This is a genomic window from Bacillus sp. SG-1 (assembly GCF_000181495.1).
Taxonomy (GTDB): domain Bacteria; phylum Bacillota; class Bacilli; order Bacillales; family Bacillaceae_B; genus Rossellomorea.
Genome location: NZ_ABCF01000001.1, coordinates 98,147 through 123,969 on the forward strand (window position 1 = coordinate 98,147; position 25,823 = coordinate 123,969).

Annotated in this window: 28 protein-coding genes, 1 pseudogene and 1 other annotated feature; of the genes and pseudogenes, 17 read left to right on the top strand and 12 right to left on the bottom strand. The window is 40.8% G+C overall.

Annotated elements, in window-relative coordinates:
- Window positions 1–44 precede the first annotated feature (44 nt).
- Entirely contained in the window at window positions 45–311 is a 267-nt protein-coding gene (locus BSG1_RS21230) for a GNAT family N-acetyltransferase (RefSeq protein WP_006834796.1), read from the bottom strand.
- Complete coding sequence (locus BSG1_RS21235) at window positions 308–547, bottom strand: hypothetical protein (RefSeq protein ID WP_006834797.1); 240 nt, start codon at window positions 545–547, stop codon at window positions 308–310. The genes BSG1_RS21230 and BSG1_RS21235 overlap by 4 nt, the downstream gene beginning before the upstream one ends.
- Window positions 548–689: 142 nt before the next feature.
- Between BSG1_RS21235 and BSG1_RS21475 the strand changes: the two genes are divergently transcribed.
- The 4 genes from BSG1_RS21475 to BSG1_RS00525 all read left to right on the top strand — a co-directional run bounded on the left by BSG1_RS21475 (window position 690) and on the right by BSG1_RS00525 (window position 4,875).
- A complete protein-coding gene (locus tag BSG1_RS21475; protein WP_269479302.1) occupies window positions 690–821 on the top strand; it encodes a hypothetical protein in 132 nt (43 codons plus the stop codon).
- Window positions 822–1,374: 553 nt separating this feature from the next.
- Window positions 1,375–2,142, top strand: a complete 768-nt coding sequence (locus BSG1_RS00515; protein WP_006834799.1) for a VOC family protein — start codon at window positions 1,375–1,377, stop codon at window positions 2,140–2,142.
- Window positions 2,143–2,221: 79 nt separating this feature from the next.
- Window positions 2,222–2,490, top strand: a binding site (T-box leader).
- A gap of 62 nt (window positions 2,491–2,552) precedes the next feature.
- Window positions 2,553–4,175, top strand: a complete 1,623-nt coding sequence (metG, locus tag BSG1_RS00520; RefSeq protein WP_044022147.1) for a methionine--tRNA ligase — start codon at window positions 2,553–2,555, stop codon at window positions 4,173–4,175.
- A 202-nt stretch (window positions 4,176–4,377) separates the two neighbouring features.
- Entirely contained in the window at window positions 4,378–4,875 is a 498-nt protein-coding gene (locus BSG1_RS00525) for a metallophosphoesterase family protein (protein WP_044022148.1), read from the top strand.
- Window positions 4,876–4,915: 40 nt separating this feature from the next.
- Here the strand turns inward: BSG1_RS00525 and BSG1_RS00530 are convergent, their stop codons facing one another.
- The gene (locus BSG1_RS00530; protein WP_006834802.1) at window positions 4,916–5,743 is read right to left on the bottom strand and encodes a GNAT family N-acetyltransferase; all 828 of its coding nucleotides are present in this window, start codon (window positions 5,741–5,743) and stop codon (window positions 4,916–4,918) included.
- 147 nt (window positions 5,744–5,890) lie between these two features.
- Here BSG1_RS00530 and BSG1_RS00535 point away from each other — a divergent pair.
- A pseudogene (locus BSG1_RS00535) lies at window positions 5,891–6,482 on the top strand (histidine phosphatase family protein).
- 119 nt (window positions 6,483–6,601) lie between these two features.
- Here the strand turns inward: BSG1_RS00535 and BSG1_RS00540 are convergent.
- Window positions 6,602–7,666, bottom strand: coding sequence for a DUF3900 domain-containing protein (locus BSG1_RS00540; RefSeq protein WP_006834805.1), 1,065 nt, complete (start codon window positions 7,664–7,666; stop codon window positions 6,602–6,604).
- A 164-nt stretch (window positions 7,667–7,830) separates the two neighbouring features.
- Between BSG1_RS00540 and BSG1_RS00545 the strand changes: the two genes are divergently transcribed.
- The 4 genes from BSG1_RS00545 (at window position 7,831) to BSG1_RS00560 (ending at window position 12,050) form a co-directional block, all read left to right on the top strand.
- Window positions 7,831–8,433 carry a DedA family protein gene (locus BSG1_RS00545; protein WP_052302333.1) on the top strand — a complete coding sequence of 201 codons (603 nt, stop codon included), beginning with the start codon at window positions 7,831–7,833 and terminating at the stop codon, window positions 8,431–8,433.
- 181 nt (window positions 8,434–8,614) lie between these two features.
- The gene (locus BSG1_RS00550; protein ID WP_006834807.1) at window positions 8,615–9,841 is read left to right on the top strand and encodes a two-component system sensor histidine kinase NtrB; all 1,227 of its coding nucleotides are present in this window, start codon (window positions 8,615–8,617) and stop codon (window positions 9,839–9,841) included.
- 947 nt (window positions 9,842–10,788) lie between these two features.
- Window positions 10,789–11,097, top strand: coding sequence for an ArsR/SmtB family transcription factor (locus tag BSG1_RS00555; protein ID WP_006834808.1), 309 nt, complete (start codon window positions 10,789–10,791; stop codon window positions 11,095–11,097).
- 11 nt (window positions 11,098–11,108) lie between these two features.
- On the top strand, window positions 11,109–12,050 hold the full coding sequence (locus tag BSG1_RS00560) for a cation diffusion facilitator family transporter (RefSeq protein ID WP_006834809.1): 942 nt from the start codon (window positions 11,109–11,111) through the stop codon (window positions 12,048–12,050).
- Between the two features lie 35 nt (window positions 12,051–12,085).
- Here the strand turns inward: BSG1_RS00560 and BSG1_RS00565 are convergent, their stop codons facing one another.
- Complete coding sequence (locus tag BSG1_RS00565) at window positions 12,086–12,895, bottom strand: EcsC family protein (RefSeq protein WP_006834810.1); 810 nt, start codon at window positions 12,893–12,895, stop codon at window positions 12,086–12,088.
- A gap of 151 nt (window positions 12,896–13,046) precedes the next feature.
- Between BSG1_RS00565 and pssA the strand changes: the two genes are divergently transcribed.
- From pssA to arsC, 4 genes are all read left to right on the top strand, one after another.
- The gene (pssA, locus tag BSG1_RS00570) at window positions 13,047–13,730 is read left to right on the top strand and encodes a CDP-diacylglycerol--serine O-phosphatidyltransferase (protein ID WP_044022299.1); all 684 of its coding nucleotides are present in this window, start codon (window positions 13,047–13,049) and stop codon (window positions 13,728–13,730) included.
- Between the two features lie 483 nt (window positions 13,731–14,213).
- Window positions 14,214–14,558, top strand: coding sequence for an ArsR/SmtB family transcription factor (locus tag BSG1_RS00575; RefSeq protein ID WP_006834813.1), 345 nt, complete (start codon window positions 14,214–14,216; stop codon window positions 14,556–14,558).
- A 16-nt stretch (window positions 14,559–14,574) separates the two neighbouring features.
- Window positions 14,575–15,888, top strand: a complete 1,314-nt coding sequence (locus tag BSG1_RS00580) for an arsenical efflux pump membrane protein ArsB (protein ID WP_006834814.1) — start codon at window positions 14,575–14,577, stop codon at window positions 15,886–15,888.
- 195 nt (window positions 15,889–16,083) lie between these two features.
- On the top strand, window positions 16,084–16,503 hold the full coding sequence (gene arsC / locus BSG1_RS00585) for an arsenate reductase (thioredoxin) (RefSeq protein WP_006834815.1): 420 nt from the start codon (window positions 16,084–16,086) through the stop codon (window positions 16,501–16,503).
- Window positions 16,504–16,547: 44 nt separating this feature from the next.
- Here the strand turns inward: arsC and BSG1_RS00590 are convergent, their stop codons facing one another.
- The 3 genes from BSG1_RS00590 to BSG1_RS00600 all read right to left on the bottom strand — a co-directional run bounded on the left by BSG1_RS00590 (window position 16,548) and on the right by BSG1_RS00600 (window position 18,055).
- Window positions 16,548–16,754 carry a hypothetical protein gene (locus BSG1_RS00590; RefSeq protein ID WP_006834816.1) on the bottom strand — a complete coding sequence of 69 codons (207 nt, stop codon included), beginning with the start codon at window positions 16,752–16,754 and terminating at the stop codon, window positions 16,548–16,550.
- Window positions 16,755–16,797: 43 nt separating this feature from the next.
- Window positions 16,798–17,664: a permease gene (locus BSG1_RS00595; protein ID WP_006834817.1), complete on the bottom strand. Its 867-nt coding sequence runs from the start codon at window positions 17,662–17,664 to the stop codon at window positions 16,798–16,800.
- Window positions 17,665–17,728: 64 nt separating this feature from the next.
- Complete coding sequence (locus BSG1_RS00600) at window positions 17,729–18,055, bottom strand: ArsR/SmtB family transcription factor (RefSeq protein ID WP_006834818.1); 327 nt, start codon at window positions 18,053–18,055, stop codon at window positions 17,729–17,731.
- Window positions 18,056–18,247: 192 nt separating this feature from the next.
- On the opposite strand from BSG1_RS00600, the gene BSG1_RS21480 reads away from it, so the two are divergent.
- Complete coding sequence (locus tag BSG1_RS21480; protein ID WP_269479303.1) at window positions 18,248–18,373, top strand: hypothetical protein; 126 nt, start codon at window positions 18,248–18,250, stop codon at window positions 18,371–18,373.
- A 44-nt stretch (window positions 18,374–18,417) separates the two neighbouring features.
- Here the strand turns inward: BSG1_RS21480 and BSG1_RS00605 are convergent, their stop codons facing one another.
- From BSG1_RS00605 to BSG1_RS00615, 3 genes are all read right to left on the bottom strand, one after another.
- On the bottom strand, window positions 18,418–19,038 hold the full coding sequence (locus BSG1_RS00605; protein WP_006834820.1) for a TetR/AcrR family transcriptional regulator: 621 nt from the start codon (window positions 19,036–19,038) through the stop codon (window positions 18,418–18,420).
- Window positions 18,992–20,263, bottom strand: coding sequence for an MFS transporter (locus BSG1_RS00610; protein ID WP_006834821.1), 1,272 nt, complete (start codon window positions 20,261–20,263; stop codon window positions 18,992–18,994). Before BSG1_RS00610 ends, BSG1_RS00605 begins: the two co-directional genes overlap by 47 nt.
- Before the next feature lie 190 nt (window positions 20,264–20,453).
- Window positions 20,454–21,347, bottom strand: a complete 894-nt coding sequence (locus BSG1_RS00615) for a ferritin family protein (protein WP_006834822.1) — start codon at window positions 21,345–21,347, stop codon at window positions 20,454–20,456.
- 165 nt (window positions 21,348–21,512) lie between these two features.
- On the opposite strand from BSG1_RS00615, the gene BSG1_RS00620 reads away from it, so the two are divergent.
- Entirely contained in the window at window positions 21,513–22,346 is an 834-nt protein-coding gene (locus BSG1_RS00620) for a halocarboxylic acid dehydrogenase DehI family protein (protein WP_006834823.1), read from the top strand.
- A gap of 90 nt (window positions 22,347–22,436) precedes the next feature.
- Here BSG1_RS00620 and BSG1_RS00625 read toward each other — a convergent pair whose 3' ends face one another.
- Window positions 22,437–23,768 carry an amidase family protein gene (locus tag BSG1_RS00625; protein ID WP_006834824.1) on the bottom strand — a complete coding sequence of 444 codons (1,332 nt, stop codon included), beginning with the start codon at window positions 23,766–23,768 and terminating at the stop codon, window positions 22,437–22,439.
- Window positions 23,769–24,235: 467 nt separating this feature from the next.
- Between BSG1_RS00625 and BSG1_RS00630 the strand changes: the two genes are divergently transcribed.
- Complete coding sequence (locus tag BSG1_RS00630; protein ID WP_006834826.1) at window positions 24,236–24,634, top strand: DoxX family protein; 399 nt, start codon at window positions 24,236–24,238, stop codon at window positions 24,632–24,634.
- 219 nt (window positions 24,635–24,853) lie between these two features.
- Window positions 24,854–25,792: a ring-cleaving dioxygenase gene (locus tag BSG1_RS00635; RefSeq protein ID WP_006834827.1), complete on the top strand. Its 939-nt coding sequence runs from the start codon at window positions 24,854–24,856 to the stop codon at window positions 25,790–25,792.
- Window positions 25,793–25,823: the final 31 nt, after the last annotated feature.

Here is a 25,823-nt window from a genome sequence, read left to right on the forward strand (position 1 = left end):
GCAAAAAAGAAGTGAGAGGTGATCTCACTTCTTTTTTACATTCTTTACTTCAGTTCCTTGCTCATCCACATCTCATCGACGTATTCTCCCTTATGCTTCATGGCATGTTTCTCAATCCCGAAGGAAACAAATCCTGCGTTTTCATAAAGCTTCACAGCAGAGGAGTTTTTAGTTACGACGGTTAATTGCAAGAGTTCAATCCCTGCATCCCTTGCACTTTTATCGGCTTCGAGCAGCAAGGCATGGCCGATACCCTGATTTCTGAATGAAGGGGACACATACATCGCTACGATGGAAGCCTTATGCTTCATTTTTCGTGGCGGTTAAACATGACGGTTACATTTCCAGCCAGTGATTCATCTATAAATGCCCCATAGGTGAGGCTGTCCTTTGAAGCCAGGTTTTTCTTCACCTGTTCGATGGGGTTGCTCCGGGCAAGGGATTCTTCATACGTAGTCGCAAACGCCTCACCGTTATTTTTCAAGGCCTCCAGGCGTAGATTCCAATATACTTCAGCATCCTCTGCAGTCAATTCACGAATGTCCACTAAGTTACACCTCCTGTAAATGTGTAGTATTATAACGGAAAATCAACCATTCGGCTACAAGAAATTTCCTGAAGACAACGATGGAATCCAGAGGATAAAGAACAAGCGGAGGTGAAAACTAACATTGAAAGGAGAGATGAACATGACAAAACGTAACCGAAAAACTAAATCAGGCTTGCAAACAGCGAAATCCCTGACTTCAGAAGAATTTTCAAAAGAACTTACAGGAAAAGGACAAAACCAAAAGGCTGAAAAAACAAAGCCTTCTACTTAAACCCGGGTGAATCACCTGGGTTTTTGACTGTGAACAAGAAACCTTTTCTTCGTTGCTTCGGTGCTCATAAGGCTCTAACCCTGTTTTTGTGTATGGAAGCTAGTTATCGTAAATTCTCGGTATTGAGAAAGATCTGAGCGATTGTCCTGGATAGACTGCAAAGAGAATGGACCCAATTACTAGGAGTAGGCGATAATATGGACTACTTCCAAATGCTGCGTTCGCAAAGTCTCTGTTTTTTAGTAATATAGTATATTTCTTTTATGCAAATATTCGTTTGACTGGAGCAGAGTCAAGCACCTGTAGCGTGAATCATACCACTTAACTAAAGTAACAAGGTTTAAAAAGAACCCTTCGAAAAGGAAAGGGCCAGAGTTTTAAGTGGTACAACAGAAAACCGTCTATTCCTAAAAAGTATGGGCCGAACAACAGTGGTCCTAATAACAATATAGGCTAATCACAAACTGGGGTACCCCCCGGTTTTTTTGCTTTCTTCCAATAAATTGAAGGGAAAAAGCAAATAGTGTCGAATGTCTCTTGAGAGGTGAAAACAATGAACTTAGTCGTATTTAAAGATGCCAAAAAATTTGATGAAGAGGTACGCCCTCTGCTGGTGAAAGAAGAAGCTGAAAACAATCTGCCGTTAGGCTTGCTTGACCAGATAACAGGAGGACGTTATGAAGATTCATTTTTAGCCGTCATGAAAGATCAAGACACTATTCAGGCGGTATTTGTACGGACTCCTCCCCACTTTTTGATTGTCACTGTTTTTGATGAAGGAAAAACAGAAGAGATAGGACAAGTTCTTTGGAACTACGTACAAGAACATGGTATTCATTTTCCTGGCTTTATTGGAAATAAAAAGGTGACCCTGCCGCTTGCAGAGTTTTGGAAAGAGAAGACGAACACCCACTTCGAAGTGAATATGAGGCAAAGGATATACAAACTGGATCATGTAAATGACATCGACATCAGTGAGGGGAAAATGGAACTTGCTGGTCCGGAACATGTAGATTTAGTAACAGAGTGGATATTGGGTTTCGTTGAAGACACCCCGGAAAACCCGATTCCTAAAGATGTGTATACTTTTGACATGGACAGTTCCTATCTAACTCTCGATTCAAATATAGTAAACCAGGGGGAATTTGAGCCATCTAAATATCCTATCTGTAATATTGCATGCACCAATATACAGGAAGTATGGGACCGGTTTGGACAGCTTGGAATAGACCGGATTGAACAGATAACCCGCTTCCCGAACCTCTCCTACTTTAATTTCAAGGATCCGGATGGGAATGTTCTAATGATGTGCAGTGAATAAAATTGCACTGCCCGAAAATTTAATCAGAAATAAAACACTTGAAAATTTTCTGCGAATTTCATAAGATAGTAATCAATAATTGTTTGCGTTGAAGAGAAGAGTAAATCAATGATGAACCTTAACAGAGAGCTTCGGGAGCTGAAAAGAAGCAGGGGGAAAGTTGGTTGAAGATGATCTCTGAGCATTCCATTCGAACCTAGCGGTGTAGGGTGGAACGGGTTTTGTCATCCGTTATCAATGTCACAGTATAAGAATGTTCTTTTTCTGCATTCCGTACTTGTTGAGGCTGTTGGCGTGAGCCCTCAGTGAACTAAGGTGGTACCGCGAGCTGAACCCCTCGTCCTTAGATGTCTATACATCTATGGGCGAGGGGTTTTTTATGTGTGCATACCATTTTAGGAGGAGATTTTATGAGTGTTTTTATCGGAGGGGCTTGGCCCTATGCAAATGGATCTTTACATGTTGGACATTTGGCAGCGTTACTGCCTGGTGACATATTGGCGAGGTATCACAGGCTGAAGGGAGAAGATGTGCTGTATGTTTCGGGAAGTGACTGCAACGGTACTCCCATTGAAATACGGGCACATCAAGAGGGTGTCAAAGTCAGAGATATTGCTGACAGATATCATCAGGAGTTCCTGGATTGTTTTCAAAAACTGGGCTTCAGCTATGATCAATATGGAAGAACTGATTCTGCCAACCACCATCAGGAAGTTCAGAAAATATTTTTGACGCTGAAGGATAATGGGTTCTTGTATGAAAAAACAACGGAGGAAACTTTTTGTCTTCATTGTGACCGTTTTTTACCTGATCGTTTCGTGGAAGGAACCTGTCCGAACTGCAATGAAAAGGCAAGAGGCGATCAATGCGATGGCTGCGGCACCATTTTGGATCCTCGCGAGTTAATTGACAGACATTGCAAACTTTGCGGAAACCCACCCTCCTTAAAGGAAACAGCCCATTTTTATCTGGCTTTATCGCTCCTTGAAGAAGAGTTGAAAGACTACCTCAACAAAAACAAAGGCAAATGGAGGGAAAATGCTGAAGCACTGACAAGGAGGTATATCAACGAGGGACTTCATGACAGAGCTGCTACCCGAGATATTGGAACAGGAGTGGATGTTCCGGTTGAGGGATATAATGATAAGAAAATATATGTATGGATTGAAGCGGTAAGCGGGTATCTAACTGGATCCATTGAATGGGGAGAAAAGCATGAAAGAGACTGGCGCAAGTTTTGGGATAAGGAAGCTGTCTCTTACTATGTTCATGGCAAGGATAATATCCCATTTCATACAATCATTTGGCCGGCAATCCTGAAAGGGTTAAACAGCGATGGCCTTCCTGATTGGATTGTTTCCAGCGAGTATGTGACATTGGAAAAAAAGAAGATTTCAACCAGTAAAGACTGGGCAGTGTGGCTTCCCGATGTTTTGAAAGACTACCACCCTGATACACTCAGGTACTATTTCAGTGCGAATTATCCTGACAAGAGAGATGCTGATTTTTCCTGGCGAGAATTTATTCTCAAACACAACAGTGAGCTGGTAGGAAGTCTGGGAAACTTTATCCAAAGGACAGTAAAGTTCTACAGGAAAGAATTTGGAGAGAGTGCTGTGCTGGAAACAATTGATCCCATTGTCGTGAGAGAATTGTATACTGTTTTCAGGCAAACAGGCGAATTGATTGAGGAAGGGGAATGCCGAAAAGCAGCGAAGAGAGCATTTGAGATTGTGCGGTGGGGCAATAAATATTTTGATGACAAGCAGCCTTGGAGAGTGATTAAGGAAGACCGGAACGAAGCAAGGTTCATCCTTGAAAGTTGTTTGTATATAAGTATTAACCTATCTCAATTACTATCGCCTTTTATTCCGTTCTCTGCTGAAGAGATACTGAAACAATTCCAGATAAAAGAGACAGCATCATGGGAACCTTTCATTCTGCCAGTTGAAATAAACACGGAAGGACAAAAACCGTTATTTACAAGAATTCCAATAGAGAGAATTGAATTAGAACGGGCTAAACTGGGGTAAAAGTAGAACGCTATTTTCGTATTGATTGTTGCTTTCGCAAAAGTCTAAATGGCCGGATTATTCCTTTGGGTACAGGGGCTTTTCCAACTTAACAGAGTGATCTTACTTGATAATTTCTGTGAAATACCACTATATGAGTTTCATATTAAATAGCAACAAAGCTTTAGAAAAGAGCGGAGTAGAGAAAGGAGGGGAAAGAACCTTGAAAATGATCGTTATTAGTGACACACATATGCCAAACAGGGGACAGGAATTTCCTCCTGTGTTAATAAAGGAACTTAAAAGTGCGGACCTCATTATACATGCAGGGGATTGGAATACGATTGATGTTTATGAAAAATTGAAGGGATTCGGCAGGGTGGAAGGAGTATACGGAAACACTGACCAACAAGAAATTCTGGAAACTTTTCCAAAGAAAATGGTGTTGAATGCAGAAGGATATTCCATAGGTGTTGTCCACGGGGATGGAAAGGGTAAGACGACTGAAAAAAGGGCGCTTGAAGCGTTTGATGAGAGACCTGATATTATCATTTTCGGACATTCGCATATCCCCTATGCAAGATACAGTCAAGGGACATTATTATTCAATCCAGGTTCAGCTACAGATAAACGGAAACAGCCTTATTACTCCTTCGGTATCATTGAGATCGAAAGTGAAATAAAATCACAGCACATTTTTTATAAAAGTAAGAGTGGTTAAGCAAAAGGCAGGTTCAATATGGAGGCCTGCCTTTACTCTCTTATAAGTCTTCGTAAGCATAGTAATCTTGAACCTGATAAGAAACAAAGCCGGTTCCTTCATATAATTTTAATGCATGGGCATTCTTGGCGGCTACTTCCAGAAAGATGTCTCTGCCTGCTTTGTTTTCTGTAAGGACGGTTTTTGCCAGAACGCTTCTGCCGATTCCTTTCCCTTGATGGGAAGGATGAACCGCGAAACCATAAATATAGCTTCGGTTTTCTTCACGCTGAATATGAATCTTTCCGACTTTCTCTTCCTTGTATTCAATCATGAAACTCGAACTGGTCTCATCTTTCTGGACCGTCTCCATGAATTGTAAGGAGTCATCCCGCTCGACATCAAAGCAAAGATAATCGAGGTCAAGAATGAAGGGAATGTCTTCCTGATTAACAGGAATCAGTTGAATCTCATTATTCTCCTCTTTAAGCTGTTTTGGCTCCCATTTCATTTGATACTCTGAAAAAGAATACTTTGCGGGCAATGTTTCGATGAACGCCTTTCCTGATTGGGAAGAGCCTGGTGCATTGATGAGAAGTTTTTTTACTCGGCGTTCTTTAAGGGAAGCGGCAGATTGTTGAAAAAGACTTCGAAAAATTCCTTTTTCCCGGTGCGCCGGGTGAACCATACCGCACAATTCATAGCTGCTCCCAAACCCATATAAGCCTAAGAAACCGATTAACTTTCCGTTTTCATAATGAAAGTAATCATCCTGACGATGATTACGTGAAAGAAGCATATCCCCATTCAATTTTAATTTGTATCCTTCCTGATTTTCGCAAATTTCCTGCAGTCCTTCTATGTCTTTCAACTGCTGTTCGTTAAGCATTTATGATTCCTCCCTGCAGATCTATTGCATCCAAATACATTATATGTTCTTTTATAATAAAAATGGAGGTCTTTTACAAATATTTTCTGTGTTTCATAGTATAGTATGATAGATTTTGCTATTACATAATTATCATGGAGTGATGGGATGCAAATATTGTTGATTAGACATGGAGAATCGGAAGCAGACATTTTAGAAGTGTATGAGGGAAGGGCAGATTTCTCATTGACCGAACGAGGAAGAAAGCAAGTGGGACATATGACAGATCGCGTGAAGAATGAGTTTCCCCCTGATTTTATCTGGTGCAGTCCTCTGAAAAAGAGCGAAGGAAACAGGTGAAGAGCTGGCAAAAGCAGTGGGGTGTCCCATCCATTTCGAGGAAGATCTAATGGAGCATAACAATGGAATCCAGGCAGGTGTTCCTTTTAAAGAGGCAGCAGCCATCAAGATGCCCGTACATCCTCATGAAAGAATTGAGCAAGGCGAGTCAGTCCTTGAATTCAGGATGAGAATAGAAATAGCATTTTCAAAGATTTTAGCAGAAAGCAAGTTTGAGAGAATCGCCATCATAGCACATGGTGGTGTTATCACCAATTTGCTTCGTTCATTCCTAAAACTATCAGTGGATGATTTCCAATGGTTTTTGACAGGTGATACGGGAATTCACTTGTTGGAACTGCGGGGAGAAAGCAGGATTATTCATTTTTTGAATGATACTTTACATGTTAAAGGTCAATAAAAAGAAAGAGACACTTTACAATGTCAAAGTGTCTCTTTCTTCCTGAATCAATAGTGAGAATGGGGCTTGGAAATATACAAAGAATACCTAAGGGGCAATAGGGCCTCCTTCACTACTTTCTACTCGCCTTTCCTCTGAATCCGTTCAATGACATCCTGCAAGTCATCGGGCCTTAAAAATTCAATTGGGGACGCGCCTTTTTCAAATTGAACAGAATCTCCTTCAATCAGCAGCATGTATCTTCCATTCACTTTTGCCATATGAATAGTATCTCCAAAATCAGAAAGCATAGCTTTGACGTCTATATGATCAAGTTTCATTTTCAATTCTACTTCTGGAGACTGCTCGACGATTTGTGAAGTCGCTTCAACGACCTGTTCTGTGGTAAAGCGCTCCTGCAGTTCACGTTTTGGACTGACAGACCAGGCTTCCATGGCGGATTCAAACTCCACCCTTTCTTCACTTTCAGGTTCATACGATTCTTCAATGTGTTCTTGGACCATTCCCAAAACCTGGGTTCGCACGATTTCAGGCATGGACTTCTCATACTCTACGAATTTGAGGAAGTCTTCAAAGTAACGGGCATGAGATGCTTGGTGAATTTTCAGCTCTGCTTCGTCCATCATTCCTTCTTCAGGCATGAACGGATATTGGATGGATTTCATGTTTTTGGTCGTTATAGCCATTTCCACGTTATGAATCAAAGTGGATTCGTCTGTAATTCGGGCAACTTTCGGTTCAAAATCGCATTTCATTAAAAATAAAAATGGGTCATCAAAATACTTGCGAAGTTTTGCCAGAGCTACAATAAAAACCCCGCCCCTGACTGCACTTGCTTCGACATAGGCGTTGACGAATTGCATGGATGCTTCTTGAAAAGCATCAATCGATTCCGGATGTCGAGCCCGGTGAAAAAGGTTGTAATTGGGGTTAGAATCCAAGTCATGGCCCGGTTCAACAATAAAACGGCCAATCTTGGTTGGAGCACCCTCGGATTTACTGTGTCTATCCACTTTTCGTTTGGCGATCTTCGTCAGTTCACCATCAAGGAAATCCTTTAAAGGGTTACTTTCATACCCCTGCTCATCGAGTGTTTGAAAATGTTTAAATCTTTTATCGACACCTTCGCCTTTTCCCTCTACTTCAACAACATAAAAAGACAGGTATTTAATTTCAAAATCCATTATATTCATCCTGTTCCTCAAGATTTGCTTTACTCAGTATAGTGAACTGGTTCTTTTTCGTCAATGGAGCGGAAGATCATGGGAGTGGGTGAAGGCTTTTCTTGTTTCCTCTTAAGAGAAGGAGGGTATAGGAATTAATACTAAAGAATCGGAAGCAAGAGGGTGTGTGGAAAATTGAACAGATAATGAGTTTTTTAGTCGGATTGGGATTTTGGGGATTATTCCTTGGAGTATTCATCGAGGCGGTTTCTCTGCCATTTCCGGCAGCACTATTCATATTGATATACGGCTATATTTTAAAACCGGATCTAATTGAAATACTTTTTTATGGAACAGCAGTCAGCATCTTTTATGTATTGATAAGTTATATACCTTATTGGCTCAGTATAAAATATGAAACCAGCATACGAAAGAAGTTATCAAGGAAAAAACAGGGGCAGTTCGACCGCTGGAACATTAAGTATGGCGACTGGACCATCGCTCTTGGCAGGATACTTGGTATGGGATACATTGCCTACTTAGGCGGCTTCTGTGGTATGAGACCAGTTCGCTATGGGCTCCTTTCATTCATTGGTATATTGCCGGTTTCGTTTGCAATGTTTTACTTGGGGAGTATAGGAAACCTTCAAGCTCTTAAAGAAAGTTTTCAAAACGTTCAATGGGCCATAAACGGTGTCCTTTTGACAACCGTAATCAGCTATGGGTTATTCAAACTACTAAGGAAAAAAGCCCTCTTTGCAAAGACAAAACAAAAGGACAATATCTGAAGAGATCTTCGCTATAATAGTGAATCATTTTTTAACACGTTAAACCACTGCAGGGGACAGTCCCTCTTAGTGCTTTAACGTGTTAAAATTTGCCTTCTGGACTATTGTTAACATTTTACGAGGAAGATATAATGGAACCATGCAGTAAATTGGCACAAGCCAAAATCAAAGGGACGATGGTATGGAGAATAATATAGAAGTGCTGAAGGGAAAGGTAGAAAGGCTGGAGAGGGAGGTAGAGCTGTACAGGGGAATGCTCAATGATTTTCCGCTCAGTTTTACATACAGTGATCCTCTTTCCGGAAAAATAATTGTCAACTCCAAAGCTGGCTTTTCTCTCATTGACGAAACTGCCAAAGAGAAAGGGTCAACTGACAAGTCTGGAATTGACATCCCGTTTGAACAGGTGGAAAATTTTTTAACCCCTATATTTGATTTGGTGCATCATCATATTGTTTTTATTAACAGTGAAGGAAGGATTACGCTTTGCAATATCCAGGCCGCTAATGATCTCGGGGTTGAGAGGGATCAAATTGTTGGCCGGCATATCAGGGAACTACTCGGCCTTCCAGACTCCAAAATTAACCTGCTTGAAACCTTAAGAACAGAAAAACCAATTGTGAACCGGGAAGTTCTAGATAAAAATTATGGAATCAATAATACTCATATCATCAGGAATTCCAATGGAGAATTATTGAGGGTGGTTGGGACCTTTCAATTCTTGAATGGAATCAAAGAAGCGGAGAAAAGGGGACTGGCCGGCAGGATTGCAGCAGGTATTGCCCATGAAATACGGAATCCTCTGACAACAGTAAGAGGATTTCTCCAAATCATGGATACTAAAGCTGATCAAGAAACCGGCTCTCTTATCAAAAGTTTGTTGATTCCAGAAATAGACAGAGCTAATAAGATCATCACCGATTTTCTTCGGATTGCTAAACCGCTGGAAGCCTCCATGGAGAAAGTGGAGGTAGAGTCATTCTTAACAGAATACATTGGCAAGTTCCTTAATAGTGAGGCTTTGTTGTATAACATAACCTTCACTTGCACCATTTCGGAAGATGCAAAAGGGTGCTTCATAGATGGCAACAAGGAAGAGCTTCTCCAAGTTTTTATCAATCTTTTCACCAATTCGTACCAGGCTAAAGAAGGGCCTCTTGAGATTATGATCGACGTGGTCAAAAAGGATACGAATATCGAAATCCACTTTAAAGATAATGGCTCAGGAATCAAGCCTTCTATGATTCCGCATGTGTTCGATCCATTTTTTACAACAAAAGATGACGGAACCGGCCTCGGGCTATCTGTTAGTAAAAAAATTATTGAAAATCATGGCGGAGATATGACGGTATCCAGTAATCGAGAGGGTACCACTTTCAGCATCATCCTTCCCATTGTGGGCATTTGAACAATTCTTTGAAAAAAGTTCTTGTAAAATAAATACACCTGTGCTATATTTAATGAGCGATGAGCTGAATTGTGTAAGTCGAGGGACGAGCTTTCTAAGCAACGTGCGATGTGGCGCGCGGTCTCTCGCCTCAATACGCAGGCGCCTGTTTTCGAACAGGCGCCTTTTTATGTTTTCTTTTAATCAATAAAAAATATTCCGTGGGCTCGGCTAGCTGGGGGGGCATCATTGCATCAAGGATCGTAAAATGATGTCATGCGCTCAGTCAGCGCGGTACATCATTGCATCAAGGTTCGTAAAATGATGCCATGCGCACGGTCGGCGCGGTACATCATTGCAACAGGAATCACAAAATGATGCCATGCGCACAGTCGGCGCGGTACATCATTGCAACAGGAGTCACAAAATGATGCCATGCGCTCAGTCAGTGCGGTACATCATTGCAACAGGAATCACAAAATTATGCCATGCGCACAGTCAGCGCGGTGCATCATAGCAACAGGAATCACAAAATGATGCCATGCGCACAGTCGGCGCGGTACATCATAGCATCAAGGATCGTAAAAAGATGGGGTGCGCTCAGTCAGCGCGGTACATCATTGCAACAGGAATCACAAAATGATGCCATGCGCTCAGTCAGCGCGGTACATCATAGCAACAGGAATCACAAAATGATGCCATGCGCTCAAGCAGTGCGATGCATCATTTCACAAAAAATCCAAAATGAAGACATGCGCACACCCAGCGCGGTGCAACATCACCCTCAAAATGAACCCCCTCCCTCAAACCGTTTTATCATTTCCCACCGAAAACCTACCTCAACAATCTAACAAATTCACAGAACTAGGGAACTTTCTCCAAACAAGTAAAAATGATAAACTAAAAGTATCAACATATGAACATTTGCTCATATACTAAAATGACAAACGAAGGAGGATGAGTGGTTCATGGAGAAGGGCAGGCATGACTTCTTATCGGAAGACACAGTAGATGAAGTAGCTAGGACTTTCAAGGCGCTTTCCGATCCAACAAGAATACGAATTTTATATTTACTGACACAGGAAGAATGTTCAGTCGGACATATTGCCGAGGTCCTCAATTTATCTCAGTCAGCGGTTTCACACCAATTATCCTTTTTAAAGAATCAAAGACTTGTGAAGGCCAGGAGGGACGGCCAATCATTCTATTACAGCTATGATGATAGTCACGTTATAGAAGTTCTAAGGCAGGTTATCAATCATTCACTTCATGATTAGGAGGGATTTCCATGCACCATCACCACGGTCACGGGCATGATCATAATGGCCACGATCATCACGGTCACAGCCACGATCATTCAAGAGAAGGGAATAAAAAAGGCCTACTTATTGCCTTGATTATCACGACGGGTATTATGCTGCTCGAGTTCTTTGGAGGATTGATTACCAACAGTCTTGCGCTTTTATCAGATTCCGGTCACATGTTAAGTGATGCCAGCTCGCTCGCTTTAAGCCTTGCAGCTATGTGGTTTGCAGCGAGGGCAGCGTCGTCAGAGAAAACGTACGGATATTATCGGTTTGAAATCCTTGCAGCTTTATTTAATGGTGTCACTTTATTTTTGATTGCCGGATTCATCGTGCATGAAGCTTATGAGCGCATGTTCGACCCTCCAACAGTATCCAGCGGAACAATGATGCTGATTGCTTTCATAGGGCTGCTGGCCAACCTGTTAAGTGCTTGGGCATTAATCAAGAAGGGTGACGTCAAAGATAATGTTAATCTGAGGAGTGCCTATTTACATGTTCTCGGTGACGCATTAGGATCTGTTGGAGCCATCCTGGCCGGAGCGATAATGCTCATTTTTGACTGGTACTGGGCTGATCCCATCATCAGTGTCCTGGTTGCGTTACTAATCTTGAAAAGTGCATGGGGCATTATTTCTCATACGGTCCATATCTTAATGGAAGGAACCCCGTCTGGAATTGAGGTACAAAGGGTGAGAAGCGAATTGGAGAATATTCCAGGGGTGAAAAATGTTCATGATCTTCATATCTGGACAATTACTTCAGGAATGAATTCATTAAGCTGCCATATATTAATTAAAGATGAAGAGGATGACCAGGTGATTTTACAGAAGGCCATTCATTTAATAGAAGAAAAATTTCACATACACCACACGACCATCCAGGTGGAACGTTCGTCGCTGACACACGGAGCTCTTCATGAGTAAAACAAAATCCCCAACCTAACAGGAAGGGGATTTCTTTATATAGTTTCTTCAATAGCTTGAAGCCTGTCTACGATTCTTCTTTTACGGTAAAGGATTGATCCGGCTTCTGCGATATCACTTATCATCGCTCTGTTGGTAAAAGCTCCAAAAAGGATGCCTGCAACAGGGACCATTTGAAATAGTTTTTTCCATCCAAATTGATCTCGGTAGGTATATACGACCTCACGCCAACCTTGAATTTGTCCCATAACTTCGTTTGAAGATACTTCAGTGACATAATAAGATTCCAGATTATCAAGGATGGCTCTTTTTCCTACTATGTCGGAAGATGCAAACTGCAAACATTTTATGATGAAAATTCTTTCTTTTTTATCATTCGGGTCATATCCATGAATTAAGGCAATTTCCTGAAGGGTTTTCAGGGAGATGCCCAGCAGTGCAGGAATATCGATGGACAGCGTGAAAATGCCGCCTATCCCTGTAGTGGCTCCCTGTACAGCAGCTGCTTTCCTTCTTGTGCTGGCAAGGTGTTTACTGAGCTCATCCATTTCTTCAAGACTTAACTTAGAAATGTCCTCTATATTATTAATTGGAATGCCGGTCTTTTTTTCAATTGATTTAAACATCAGCTTCTGGGATGTTAAATATTTTCCGCCATTTTGTATATAGCTTCCCATTTCATCCAATAAAGCTCCCACTTTTTTATGGACAAATTCAGGAGTGATTTTATCCAATAATTGAAATGGCAGCCTTGTCCACTTTTCCCAGAACCAAGCCTTTTTCTGATCTTCAATCCAAAGATTTGTTTCGTCAAGGGCTGCCTGTAACTCTTGTTTGGATTCCATAATGTTCCTCCTTCAGCACCAACAGAACTTACCACTATCATAAATTACATGATGATGATTGCCAAATCTCAAGAAAGAGGGTGAGAGTATTATTTTTAGTGTTATAATGGTAGAGATTAGAAAGAAATTTACGGAGAGTGAAGATTACATAATGAGATTAAAGAAAAGTATTCCTAACATGTTTACTTTAGGTAATTTATATTGTGGATTTCTGTCCATAGGATTTGCGGCCAGCGGCCAATTCAAGAATGCCGCTATTTTGATCTTGATCGGCATGATGCTTGACAGTATGGATGGGCGTCTGGCAAGAATGCTCAAAGCAGACAGTGTTTTGGGGAAAGAGCTCGACTCTTTGGCGGATATTGTGACTTTTGGTGTGGCACCATCATTTTTGGTTTATTATACATATTTTTATCAATTTGGTTTTCTCGGGTTTGCTGTCGCCGGATTATTCCCGTTGTTTGGCGCTTTCAGATTGGCAAGATTTAATGTGAGTTCTGACAAAACAGGATTGAGTTACTTCATTGGGGTGCCAATAACGGCAGCTGGGGGAATACTGGCATTGCTGACTCTTTTCGGCAACTACATACCAAGTATTTTAACGACTGTGGTGTTCACGGCTCTCTGCTTCTTGATGGTGAGCCGGATTAGAATTCCGAGCTTTAAAGATATCCCGCTTCCCAAGTATGGAACGATCGTCACTGTTTTCCTGGGCTGTTTATTATTTGTCATATACCGAGGCACTTATGAACAATTCCCCTACTTGATTTACGTTGCAGCGCCATTATACATTGCGTATTTATCTTATCGATTTGTAAAAAGCAGAAAAGAATAAAAATTTCGCAGGAAACCGCTGAATCAGCGGTTTTTTTTGTTTTTAAAGAACGCTGTTTTCGTATATATTGGTGCTCTCGGAAAAATCCAAAGAGCCTGATTTTTCCCTTGGAGACAAGGGCTTTTTTCTTTGAACAAGGTGAATAGCTCTTTTCTTGTTTGCTTACCAGCATATTTCATGAAAAGTAAATAAAATAGTAACAAAGGTATAAGAAAAGAGCCTTAAAGAAAGAGAAGTCGTACTTTACATAAAAATACACAAACGAATGTTGTTCATTAATATATAAGTATATTATTATATTTCTGAGAGATATTATAAATAAACATACAAGTCAAAAATCAGACCTAACTGTGAGCGCAGAATATTAGGAGCTCCTAAGCATGATGTTAAAAATGGAAAGAAATTTAACAGGAATTTTTATATTTGCTTATATAAGCGGATTGTTATATGTTTATACAGTGATATTGAGATGGAGGTGCAGGGATGGTTGATTCACTAGTCGAGATTGAAAATGTTTCAGCATTACTTAAGCTTCTTGGTGATAAAACAAGACTAACAATTGTGAAACTATTGGAAGCGAATGATTGCTGTGTCTGTGAGTTTGTGGAGATATTCAAGATGAGCCAGCCTTCGATAAGCCAGCATATACGAAAACTGAAAGATGCTGGAATTGTAAAAGAGGCGAGAAGAGGGCAGTGGATTATCTATTCTTTAAATAAGGACAGTGAAAATTATCATTTTATAAAAGCTTTACTGTCACACCTTCCAGATCAGGAATTTAAGATTAAAGAATTAGAACAGCAGGGATTGCGCATCTCTTGTGATTAATTGGGGGGAATGACACTTGGTTTCAACATTATTAGCAACAGTGATTTTCTTGCTGACCCTGACGCTCGTCATATGGCAGCCAAAGGGATTGTCGATCGGCTGGTCGGCATGTGGAGGAGCGCTGCTTGCGTTGATAGCAGGAGTAGTGGATTTTAATGATGTTATTGATGTCACGGGTATCGTCTGGAATGCGACGCTTGCCTTTATCGCCATCATCATTATTTCACTTATCCTTGACGAAATAGGATTTTTTGAATGGTCGGCACTTCATATGGCCAGAGCAGCAAAAGGAAACGGCGTACTGATGTTTATTTATGTAACCATCCTCGGAGCCATTGTAGCAGCCTTTTTTGCCAACGACGGGGCAGCACTTATTTTGACTCCAATTGTATTGGCAATGGTGAGGAATCTTAACTTTAATGAAAAAATGGTGTTTCCATTCATTATCGCGAGTGGATTTATCGCGGATACAACTTCTTTGCCGCTTGTAGTCAGCAACCTTGTCAATATAGTTTCAGCTGACTTCTTTGGAATTGGGTTTGTGGAATATGCTTCCAGAATGATCGTTCCGAACTTTTTTGCTTTATTATCGAGTATTATCGTTCTCTATCTATTCTTTCGTAAAAGCATACCAAAAAACTACGACCTCTCTGATTTGAAGGAACCTGCAGAAGCCATCAAAGACCACAAGATGTTTAAGTTATCCTGGGTGGTATTGGCTGTTTTGCTTGTCGGTTACTTTGCAAGTGAATTTATCGAAATCAATGATGAAATGACGCTGCCTGTCTCTTTCATTGCAGGAATAGTGGCTATTTTCTTCCTGCTGATGGCCAGGAGAAGCCCGGCCGTGAATACAAAAACGGTGATAAAGGGCGCTCCTTGGGCGATCGTATTTTTCTCCATTGGAATGTATGTTGTTGTATATGGCCTGAGAAATGCAGGGCTCACTGATGTCCTTGCAGGAGTCATACAGGCTGCTGCTGATCAAGGATTGTTTTCAGCCACGATTAGCATGGGATTCATCGCAGCCATTCTTTCTTCCGTGATGAACAACATGCCGACTGTCATGATAGATGCCTTGGCGATAGCTGAGACGAATACGACAGGAACTGTAAGAGAAGCCTTAATATATGCGAATGTAATCGGTTCTGATCTTGGTCCAAAGATTACACCAATAGGGTCATTGGCAACATTATTATGGCTGCATGTCCTTTCGCTCAAAGGTGTAAAAATTTCGTGGGGAACCTACTTTAAAACTGGAATCATCCTAACGATACCAACATTATTCATAACACTTGTTGGTCTCTATATATGGTTACTTATCATTTAAGAAGATAAGGATGTTTTCGCGAAGTAAAGGTTTCTTAAATTTGTTAGTTGATTGAAGCGTAAGATGTGTGGCCTCCTGCGGGATAAGCGTGATGACTAATGACTAGTTTCAGCGCTCATCCCCGCGCAGTCACGCACCTGGAGCGGAATCAGCTACCATTAGAGAAAAAATAAAAACAAAAAAGGAGATATACACATGTCTAAAAAAACAATCTACTTCTTATGTACTGGAAATTCTTGCAGAAGCCAAATGGCTGAAGGCTGGGGAAAGAAATACCTTGGTGATGAGTGGGATGTAAAAAGCGCTGGAATTGAAGCACATGGATTGAATCCGAATGCGGTTAAAGCAATGAACGAAGCAGGTGTTGATATCTCAGAGCAAACATCTGATATCATCGATCCTGAAATCATGAACAATGCAGATTTGATCGTTACACTATGCGGCCATGCGGCAGATAATTGCCCTGTAACGCCTCCTCATATCAAAAGAGTTCATTGGGGCTTTGATGATCCGGCTAAAGCTGAAGGAACTGAAGAAGAAAAGTGGGCGTTCTTCACACGTGTCCGTGATGAAATCGGAGACCGTATCAAGCATTTTGCTGAAACAGGAGAATAAAATAAGGGACCAGGAGGTAATCAGCCTCTTGGTCCTTTTGTATTTCATCCACCATTATCATTCATTATTGCATAAGCAGTTAAAAATTCTTGATAAGTCTTTTGCCCAAAAGCATCTTCATTGCCTTTGAAAAACAGATGGAAAGCAATATCGTGTGCTTCTTCAGCTGAACAGCCTCTTGAATTCATGATTAGTGAAAGGTAAGAAATAAAGTATTCCTTGCCTAATGTACCTCCATGATTAACGGTCATTTTCAACCCTCCCTTTCTTCAGAACTCCCTTTACTGTCGTGATTCAAATCAAGTAAAAGACGAATCCTGCAATTGTTGACATGCCTATGACAGACAGAACGAAGGTGAGGACAAGCTCTTTTTTGAAAATGGATTTTAAGAGGATTACCTCTGGCAAACTAGCCCCTGCAGAACTGATCATCATCGCCATTACAGGCCCAAGTGCCATCCCTTTCATGATTAGTACTTGAGAAATGGGGACCATGCTTGAAAGCCGGATATATAGAGGGATGCCGACTATTGCTGCTAAGGGAATCAGCCACCATTTATCACCGCCAAACAGGTAAGAAATTGTCTCTGTAGGTACCAATCCATGGATGATGGCTCCGATTGCAGCCCCTATAAGCAGATAGGGAAGAACACTTTTCATTAGGCTCATTGTTTCTGCAAGAGACTTTTGAATATTGAATTTTTTCTGGGTTTCTACATAACCTGTCATTACCACATTTTTCACGGACTTTTCGAATCCGAATCTCTCCAGCATAAATCCAATCACAATGGAAAGCACCGAGGTAATGAGTGTATAGATAATCGTTACCTTCCACCCTAATAACACTCCCATAATTGTTAAAATGGTAGGATCTAAAACAGGAGAGGAGAAAAGAAAAATCATTACAATTCCGAAGGGCATCTTTTTCTTTAACATATTTACGACAATGGGGATGGTGGAGCATGAACAGAAAGGGGTGATGAAGGCGAAAAGTACTGCAGCAGAAGCAGCTATAGCCTTATTTTTTCCTGTAAGCCTTCTTTCAATTTTTTCATAAGGAATCACTCCTTGCAAAAGACTAATGATGAAAGAAACAACAATAAATAATATCGTTAATTCCAAAGCAATGTACAGAAAACTTTTTGATATATCCATCCACATAATAATTCCTCCTTTGTTAAATCAAATAAATTTGATTAATATTTTTCAAAAGAGGCTGCTGGTGTTAACAGCAGCTTTTTCTGAAAAGACAGCAAAGTTCTTCGGACAAAAGGTGATTGATTTCTTCAGGGTTAAGATTGTAATAACTCCATGTGCCTCTCGTTTGTTTTGTGATGATATTGGCATCAAGGAGTATTTTTAAATGATAGGAAAGTTTGGATTGGCTCATATCCATTAATGGAGCTAAGTCACACACGCACATCTCACCTTTTTCCGTAAGAATATTCATGATATGAAGCCTCTTTTTATCTGCAATGGCCTTAAATTTCGCTTCATACTTCTCAAAAATCTTATCCTTTGAAACATCTTCAAGTTCAAACTCTAAACTCATGATCAACACCTACTTAATATCAAAATATCTTGATGTACTTATCATAATACCAAATTTTTCTTTAGTCAACTCATTAAATCAATTTTTTTTGATTAAACAATTGCAAGAATAATCGAATAGTAATATAATGCAACTATAAATCAAGAAAAGTTGATTTAGAATCAAGAAATTGATCAAGAGGAGACGGAAGAAATGAATTTTCTCAAAAAACTTACAGGTAAGAAACAAGGAAAAGACTCAGGTTGCTGTGCAGTGGAGATTAAAGAAGAAAAGAGCTCGTCTTGCTGCGGAACGGATGATCAGGACAACTGCTGCTAGGGGAGGGAAAGCAAAGGGGACGTTCAGCTTGAACGCCCTCTTTGTCATTCTTCTAGACCCAGTGACCATCGCAAGGAATTGATTAACATCTCAGTCTGTTCTTTTAGTTCGATGGTCTCACTATCTAAGATGGCATAGTCGAGTGCAAGTCCGTCAATATGGGAGATGATCGACTTTGCAATGGTTGTACTCTTGAACCGAGTGGAGAATTCACCAGCTTTTTTACCCTCCTCTATGATCATTGCGGTCACTTCTATCGCTTGATTATACCGTTGCCGTGCATAGTCCCGCCTTCCATCTTCATTCCTGCCGGTCATAAAGTACTCCAGCTTGGAAGAAGATAGAGGATCCATATTATCATTTGGTTTTTTACTTTCTCCCAGAAAAGTACTCAGCAATGCATCCCAATAGGAGTTTTGCTGATTGGGTTTTTTGTCTTCAGATTCATCGAATACTTCCTGATGCTGTTCTTCTATGACCGCACGGAACAGGTCTTCCTTATTCTCAAAATATTGGTACAGCCCGCCGCGGCTTACTCCGGCTTTTTCCATCACATGCTTCATAGTGGTATTTTCATATCCATGTTCGATAAATACTTCCCTAGCTGCTTCGATTAATTTAACGCGACGCTGCTCCTTGTGTTCCCGGCTGACTTTTGGTGACATGATGATCCTCCTGTTCGACTTTGTTTCTAAAAATAACTGAAACCAAGAAAAGTATGATTAATAAAGAACTTGTGACAAGAAAGGAAGGAATGATCCCAATCAAAGTGGCGAGTGCCCCTCCTGCAAGGGGGCCAATGATGGTAGCAGTTGTCGTGGTACTGTTAATGACACCGAACACCCTGCCCGTCATGTGAACTGGTGTTTTTTCCTGAGTTGCTGCCTGAAAAGGGATGAATACAAGTCCTGCAGCTACACCTGCTATAAGGGCAAGTAATGGCACCCAAACGATAGAGTGGACAGTGTCAAAATAGGTGAGTAAAGCCATGATGCCAAAACCCATCCCAATCCCCAAGACACCAAAACACATATACAGATAAGAATTGTAATCTGTTTTTTTAGATAGGTAAATACCTGTTAAAAGCATGCCCAGACCTGATGATGTAACTGCATAACCAAAAAGGTCGGGTGATACATCAGTAAGTTGGCGAAGCAATATGATAATCTGGGAATCTGAAAGCTGCAGAATTAACAGGGTAACCCCGAGCAGAAACAAACCGTACATAAGATACCTGCTCTGCCTGATAAAAGAAATTCCTTCCTTCAATTCTTCCCTGAAAGTGGATTCCTGTTTTTCTTGTGCTGGAGAAGTGGATATCTCTTTCTGAGTCTTCGGTAAAAATAAAATCAGTACAGCAGAAAGGAAGAAAGTCGCCGAGTCTATATAAAAAACATTATAAGTGCCGACCGCAGAAACCAATATCCCGCTTACAAGGGGACCGAGCACTTTGGTGCTTGAATCAATCATTGACGTAATCGACATGGCACCTTTTATGTTTTGATCCCTAACCAGCTCTTTCAATTTCCCATTCTTAGCAGGTACAAAGACCGATGAAAAAATCCCGATTGCAAATAAACAGGCATAGACGGCCCAAACATTTGAGGCAAGAGTAAGAAAAAGAATGAGGATGCCTCGCGTAACATCCGAGATAATCATTAATGTTTTCCGTTCCATCCTGTCTGCAACTGCACCGGACACTGGTCCTAATAAGGCCATCGGCAATGCAAGGCTTAAAATGAGAAGAGACATCTGCAGTGGTGTTGCTTCCCATTTTAACCCAACAAGTGTAATAATCGCCACAATACTCAACCAATCTCCCAAACTTGAAATTGCTTGAGCTGTCATTAAAGTAATGAAGTTTTTGTTTTGACCTAATTTTTTTTCCATAGAAACCCCTCCGTTTTGGTTAAAATGACACCAATGTCGTTTTGTTATCTTAATTATAGAGACACTGTTGTCGTTTTTCAAGTGGTTTCTGGAAAATGGGTTTGTACAGTTTATTGGCTTTAAAAGACGGTCACCTAAAAGGAAGAACAGCAAAAAAAGACCTGAAAAAAAGAGGCCTTTTAGTTTTATGTTATCTCGCCAATCCTCGTTTAAAGGCAGCTAAATGGTTTTGTGACGCATTTCTTAGGTTGGTGAATACAAATCGAAACTCAGCGGGAAGGTCGTATGTTAAGAACTTTTCATACATTGCAATATTGTCAATCTCTCCCTCGACTCCCGCCGCATAAGCATCCTTAATCGTTTCCGGGACAGTGGCATACATTCTTGAAATATCAGGGGGAAAGGGGATACTCAGACTTTGGAAAAATGGCTGCAACGCTGCTAAATGCCTAAGCTCTGCCTGTTTGATCCTCGAAAATGTTCGTACTTCACCGAACTTCTGCAGAACAAGATTGTATCTCGTTTGAGCAAGGTATTCATCCTGCATGGCGAATGTCAGCATTTGAGGGAGAGTAAGGGATGTAGCATTGAGAGCTCCCTTAGCGCCGTAATTAACAGTTTGACGGAAATACCTTTTAGAAACAGACGTAGTCAGAAAAAACATGAACCAGACAGCATGATTCTGTTCATCTGCAGCAGCCCTATGAAAGACTCGTTCTATGGTTTTATCGTTTGCTTTATCTGCAATATCTAAATAAAAATCAACAGTATCTTGTTCATCCTTAAAAGCTGCCTGTAGTCCTTTTCTATATTGCTCTGGGCACTCTTCCGTAATTTTGGGAACCGGCTTCGTTCCAGTTAAACTTTTATAAATTTTTGTGAATTCCTTATAATGCCGCTTCTCATCTTGTTGGATTTCTAGTATTTGTTCCTTTTCATCCTGGTTTTTTGCTTTCTTGCTTAATTCTTCATAACACAAGATTGCGCTGTATTCGCCATTAATTGCCCGCTGGATATCTTTTGCCAGTTCGTTCTGTACCCGGTAAGAGTCAGTCAAATAGGGCGGATCATGATAAAAATACATAGACAAGAACCTCCTTTTTTAGGTAAGTCACCTGTATTTTATGTATATTGAGAATTTCGGGTGACTGAAGGTCAATTGATCGCAGAATAAGTGAATGGGTATTTGGGGACTTTCACTCGCTCCTTTTTCATAAAATTAAATATTACAACTGGAGGAAGGTGCAGGATGAGGAACAAAGGCGGCTATGGTGTACCTGAAATTTTTGAGAATGAAACATACGGCAACCTGGAGTTGATTTATAATGATATTAAATATGTACTGAAAGTGCCGATAGTTAATTTCATTTTCAGGACAACGGCGTTTTATGAAACCTTTTTAACGATGGCTTGGCACCAGGTGAGGCCGAGTATGCTGACTTATAAGATGGAAAGAGAAGCAGAGAATCTTAGAAATCCAACTATTGAATTTGAGGTTCCAACGTTTTATCTTTCAAATTATTATTCCATTGCAGAAGCAAAAAACTTAATAAAAACAATTGATATCTTTAACTATGTTAATCCCAAACTGTTATTAATCTGTTCAGCATGGGCGGAAAGCCTTGCGGGCAGGAGCATTAGTGGAGGTACCTCAACTGTAGGGGCAATATCTCCAGGAGTCTGGCCGGGACTACCAGAAATTGAAATGGTTAAAATTGAAGAAACCTCCTACAAAAATCAGCAATTATTATTGGATATAGCCAAGACTCATCAATCCTATGATGCTGCAAGTGACTTTCGTGCATTGGCGAAATATCTAGAATTTTTGAGTGAAGGATGGAGGTGTTTAAAAACGTATGCCAATACAGAAGAGTATACGGTTACTGCCTCCCGTATAAAGAGCCAGTCTATAGAGATGGCTCATCAAATGCCTTACCCTGTATGGATTAACAGGGATATATTATCAAATTACTATAGTGATAGGGATATTGCGGGCATTATGGGAGTCATATCCATGTTCCAGGATCTTCTTCCCAAACTTATCATCGATGGAGAGTTCTTTAGGAAAATGATCAAGAACTGAAAATTGGAGAGTGTATGCGTGAATTTTCCCCAAAAAAAGCAGCTGGGCTACCAGCTGCTTTGAAATTTATGGCTTTATGGACAAAATTCCTTAGCATTTTATCCATAAAGAGCTTTGCTCCAATTCACCGGCGAGTCTGAATAACAAATCTTCTCTTCCGCGTGCTGCCATTACCTGGACACCGCAAGGAAGTTTATCTTTTGTCAGATGCAGTGGAAGTGACATTGCCGGTTGTCCAGATAGGTTGGCTAATTGAGTGAATGGGGTTCTCTCAAGACTTTTTGATACCAGTTCATCTACAAACCCTGTTTTCTTTAGGAGTCCGCCAGCATTTATCACTCCAACAGCTTTCATCAAAAATTTTTCAAAGGAAGTTTGATCCAGCTCTCCTATACGCGATGGAGGAAAAGCAGTGGCAGGGGTGATATAGAAGGTATAGTCATTATGAAAGGCTTCCATTGTGATAGCAGAAAGATCCCATCTCTGTAGTGCCTGTACAAATTCTCCCGCTGAGACCTTGTTGCCAAGTTGATTCAATAACCAGGTAGCGGGCTCTACATCTCTCATGGTCACGCGCCTGCCAATAAGTGCTTCAATATTATTCAAAGTTGCAGCCACTTCACCAAAATACATTGTCATATAGCTTTCAGCCAGCTTTTTACCATCTATGTCAGGCTTTTTTTCTTCAATAACACATCCCATATCCTCAAGCAATTTTACTGTCTTATAAACAGCCTCTTTACATTCAGGGTGTACGTCAGTCCCGATTGGCGATTCACAGGAAAAGGCAACCTTTATCCCTTTTTCTAAAGGCTTTTCTACTAAACTACGATAAGATCCTTGGTATTTGGGATAATGAAAAGCAGCCGTTTTTTCAAAACCTTGAGTTTCATCGAGCATGGCAGCACTGTCTCTGACTGTTTTACTTAAAATATGATCAACTGATGCTCCTTGCCATGAACGTCCCTTTTTAGGACCCACAGGAGTTCTGCCCCTGGTTGGTTTCAAACCGAATAAGCCAGTGAATGCTGCTGGGATTCGAATGGATCCTCCACCGTCGTTACCACCCGCAATGGGAACCATTCCTGAAGCAACCGCTGCAGCAGATCCACCGCTTGAACCTCCGGGTGTATGGTTAAGACTCCAAGGGTTTTTGGAAGGACCATAGTGAACGGGTTCTGTGATAGCCATTAATGCAAACTCAGGGACATTGGTCTGCCCAAGTATAATAGTGCCTGTTTTCTTTAAACGCCTTACATATTCGGCATCCTCATCACTTTTATAATTCGCTAACAATTTTGAGCCGATTGTTAAGGGATGTCCTTTGATATCCTGCTGGGCATCCTTAAGAAGGATAGGAACACCGGCAAATGGTAATGAATTATCCAGGTCTTTAACCGCTGCTTCAGCCTCTTCATACATCTTATGGATGACGGCATTTAATGAGGGATTAAGTGATTCGATTTTTTTCCACAGCCGCTGTAATTAATTCTTCAGGTGTAATCTCTTTATGTTTGACGAGATCGGCTAATCCGAGAGCATCATATTTTTCATATTCTATGGTCAATTTCAATCCTCCTATGGGACATATATAGTACACTTCTAATATATAGTTCGACATCAACTTATAATTCGTTCTGCAAAAAGTAAAGATATATGAAATAAGCAGTATTCCAGCCTTTAGCCAGAACCAACCAACTACAGATGCATATAAATAATCTTAAGCTGTTGACAGATTTTAAGTTATCTTATAAAATTATCTCGAATTCAAGATATTTTCCGGAAGACAACCTGGCTCTGCTATAATTTTAAATTTACTAAAAGATAAGGCAAAATTTTTTTTAGTAAAATATCTCGAATTCAAAATAAATTGTTGGAGGTTTTTAACTATGTTGGATTTAGGTTTACTCATCATCAGAGTTATAATTGGAATTTCATTTTTTGCTCATGGAGCCCAAAAATTATTTGGTTGGTTTGGAGGCTACGGTTTAAAAGGAACGGGAGGCTGGATGGAATCACTCGGATTGAAACCGGGGGTGACGATGGCTCTGTTCGCAGGACTTGCTGAATTTATCGGTGGGATTCTGTTTGTGTTAGGGCTTCTTACTCCTCTTGCAGGAATAATGATTGCTGTAACGATGCTTGTTGCTATCACAAAGGTCCACTATGCTAATGGGTATTGGTCCACGAATAACGGTTATGAGTATAATCTTGCACTCTTAGCTGTAGCCATCGGTTTAGCTTTGACAGGTCCTGGCCAATATGCCTTGGACGCAATATTATTCTAGACTCATACTGTAAGGTTGTTGTTTTTTACACTTACTTCTCGGATCTAGTTTCGTATTGATTGGAGCGGAAATCAACTATCTTATTTAAATAGCACCTATATATACGGACAGAGCGATTCTACTACTCTATAAGGAAGAATGTTTTATTGAAGAACTCCTTTTAGCTTATAATGGTTGTACTCAAATTCTATAACGATTTAATGATTGAGGAGTGGAGAGATGAGTAAGAAAACAAAGGGAATACATCATATTACAGCAATTGTCGGCAACCCTCAGGAGAATGTTGATTTCTATGCAGGCATATTAGGGTTAAGGATGGTCAAGCAAACAGTCAATTTCGATGACCCCGGTACTTATCATTTATACTTTGGGGACAAAGAAGGAAGCCCGGGAACCATCATAACCTTTTTTCCTTGGGATGGAGCATACCAGGGGAGAATCGGGGGCGGTCAGGTAGGAACCACTTCATATGCAGTTCCCAAAGGCTCCCTGTCATTTTGGGAAGAACGATTGACCCAATTTAAAGTAGCCCATCACAAAAGTGAACGCTTTGGAGAATCTTATCTGGAGTTTAATGATCCACACGGACTTCAACTCCAACTGGTTGAACGGGAAGAAGCAAAAACTAACCAGTGGAGTTTTGGAGGAGTGACTCCGGATGTGGCGATACAAGGATTTGCAGGTGCCGCCCTTTTATCAGCTAATCCCGAATTGACTGCCCAATTATTGGAGGAGGTCATGGGACTTGAGCTGACAGGCAAAGAAGGAAATATCACCCGCTTTACATCCACAGCGGAAATAGGAAATGTCATCGATTTAAAGATGGAAGCTGTACCGCGAGGCAGAATGGGGGCAGGGACTGTCCATCACATTGCCTGGCGTGCTGATGACGATCAGGATCAGCTGGAATGGAAAGAACATTTGGAAAGCCACCGCTACCCGGTGACCCCGGTCCAGGACAGAAATTACTTTAATGCTATTTACTTTAGAGAGCATGGAGATATCCTCTTTGAAATTGCAACAGACCCGCCGGGGTTTGCCATCGACGAATCACTGGAAGATTTGGGACGCAGCTTAAAGCTTCCAACTCAATATGAATTTCATAGAGATAAAATTGAAAAAGCCCTGCTTCCTATAGAGGTCAGGAAACTTGAATGATAAAATCCCCTGTCATTTATTTGACAGGGGA

Excerpts from the sequence above, each read along its gene's own strand:
- BSG1_RS00515 (WP_006834799.1), top strand. The coding sequence starts at position 1,375 with ATGAACTTAGTCGTATTTAAAGATGCCAAAAAATTTGATGAAGAGGTA.
- metG (WP_044022147.1), top strand. The coding sequence starts at position 2,553 with ATGAGTGTTTTTATCGGAGGGGCTTGGCCCTATGCAAATGGATCTTTA.
- BSG1_RS21475 (WP_269479302.1), top strand. The coding sequence starts at position 690 with ATGACAAAACGTAACCGAAAAACTAAATCAGGCTTGCAAACAGCGAAA.
- BSG1_RS00550 (WP_006834807.1), top strand. The coding sequence starts at position 8,615 with ATGGAGAATAATATAGAAGTGCTGAAGGGAAAGGTAGAAAGGCTGGAG.
- BSG1_RS00630 (WP_006834826.1), top strand. The coding sequence starts at position 24,236 with ATGTTGGATTTAGGTTTACTCATCATCAGAGTTATAATTGGAATTTCA.
- BSG1_RS00530 (WP_006834802.1), bottom strand. The coding sequence starts at position 5,743 with ATGCTTAACGAACAGCAGTTGAAAGACATAGAAGGACTGCAGGAAATT.
- BSG1_RS00560 (WP_006834809.1), top strand. The coding sequence starts at position 11,109 with ATGCACCATCACCACGGTCACGGGCATGATCATAATGGCCACGATCAT.
- BSG1_RS00620 (WP_006834823.1), top strand. The coding sequence starts at position 21,513 with ATGAGGAACAAAGGCGGCTATGGTGTACCTGAAATTTTTGAGAATGAA.
- BSG1_RS00625 (WP_006834824.1), bottom strand. The coding sequence starts at position 23,768 with ATGTATGAAGAGGCTGAAGCAGCGGTTAAAGACCTGGATAATTCATTA.
- BSG1_RS00635 (WP_006834827.1), top strand. The coding sequence starts at position 24,854 with ATGAGTAAGAAAACAAAGGGAATACATCATATTACAGCAATTGTCGGC.
- BSG1_RS00605 (WP_006834820.1), bottom strand. The coding sequence starts at position 19,038 with ATGTCACCAAAAGTCAGCCGGGAACACAAGGAGCAGCGTCGCGTTAAA.
- BSG1_RS00615 (WP_006834822.1), bottom strand. The coding sequence starts at position 21,347 with ATGTATTTTTATCATGATCCGCCCTATTTGACTGACTCTTACCGGGTA.
- BSG1_RS00590 (WP_006834816.1), bottom strand. The coding sequence starts at position 16,754 with ATGACCGTTAATCATGGAGGTACATTAGGCAAGGAATACTTTATTTCT.
- BSG1_RS00540 (WP_006834805.1), bottom strand. The coding sequence starts at position 7,666 with ATGGATTTTGAAATTAAATACCTGTCTTTTTATGTTGTTGAAGTAGAG.
- BSG1_RS00565 (WP_006834810.1), bottom strand. The coding sequence starts at position 12,895 with ATGGAATCCAAACAAGAGTTACAGGCAGCCCTTGACGAAACAAATCTT.
- BSG1_RS00600 (WP_006834818.1), bottom strand. The coding sequence starts at position 18,055 with ATGAGTTTAGAGTTTGAACTTGAAGATGTTTCAAAGGATAAGATTTTT.
- BSG1_RS21480 (WP_269479303.1), top strand. The coding sequence starts at position 18,248 with ATGAATTTTCTCAAAAAACTTACAGGTAAGAAACAAGGAAAAGACTCA.
- BSG1_RS00555 (WP_006834808.1), top strand. The coding sequence starts at position 10,789 with ATGGAGAAGGGCAGGCATGACTTCTTATCGGAAGACACAGTAGATGAA.
- BSG1_RS00595 (WP_006834817.1), bottom strand. The coding sequence starts at position 17,664 with ATGTGGATGGATATATCAAAAAGTTTTCTGTACATTGCTTTGGAATTA.
- BSG1_RS00610 (WP_006834821.1), bottom strand. The coding sequence starts at position 20,263 with ATGGAAAAAAAATTAGGTCAAAACAAAAACTTCATTACTTTAATGACA.
- pssA (WP_044022299.1), top strand. The coding sequence starts at position 13,047 with ATGAGATTAAAGAAAAGTATTCCTAACATGTTTACTTTAGGTAATTTA.
- arsC (WP_006834815.1), top strand. The coding sequence starts at position 16,084 with ATGTCTAAAAAAACAATCTACTTCTTATGTACTGGAAATTCTTGCAGA.
- BSG1_RS21230 (WP_006834796.1), bottom strand. The coding sequence starts at position 311 with ATGAAGCATAAGGCTTCCATCGTAGCGATGTATGTGTCCCCTTCATTC.
- BSG1_RS00575 (WP_006834813.1), top strand. The coding sequence starts at position 14,214 with ATGGTTGATTCACTAGTCGAGATTGAAAATGTTTCAGCATTACTTAAG.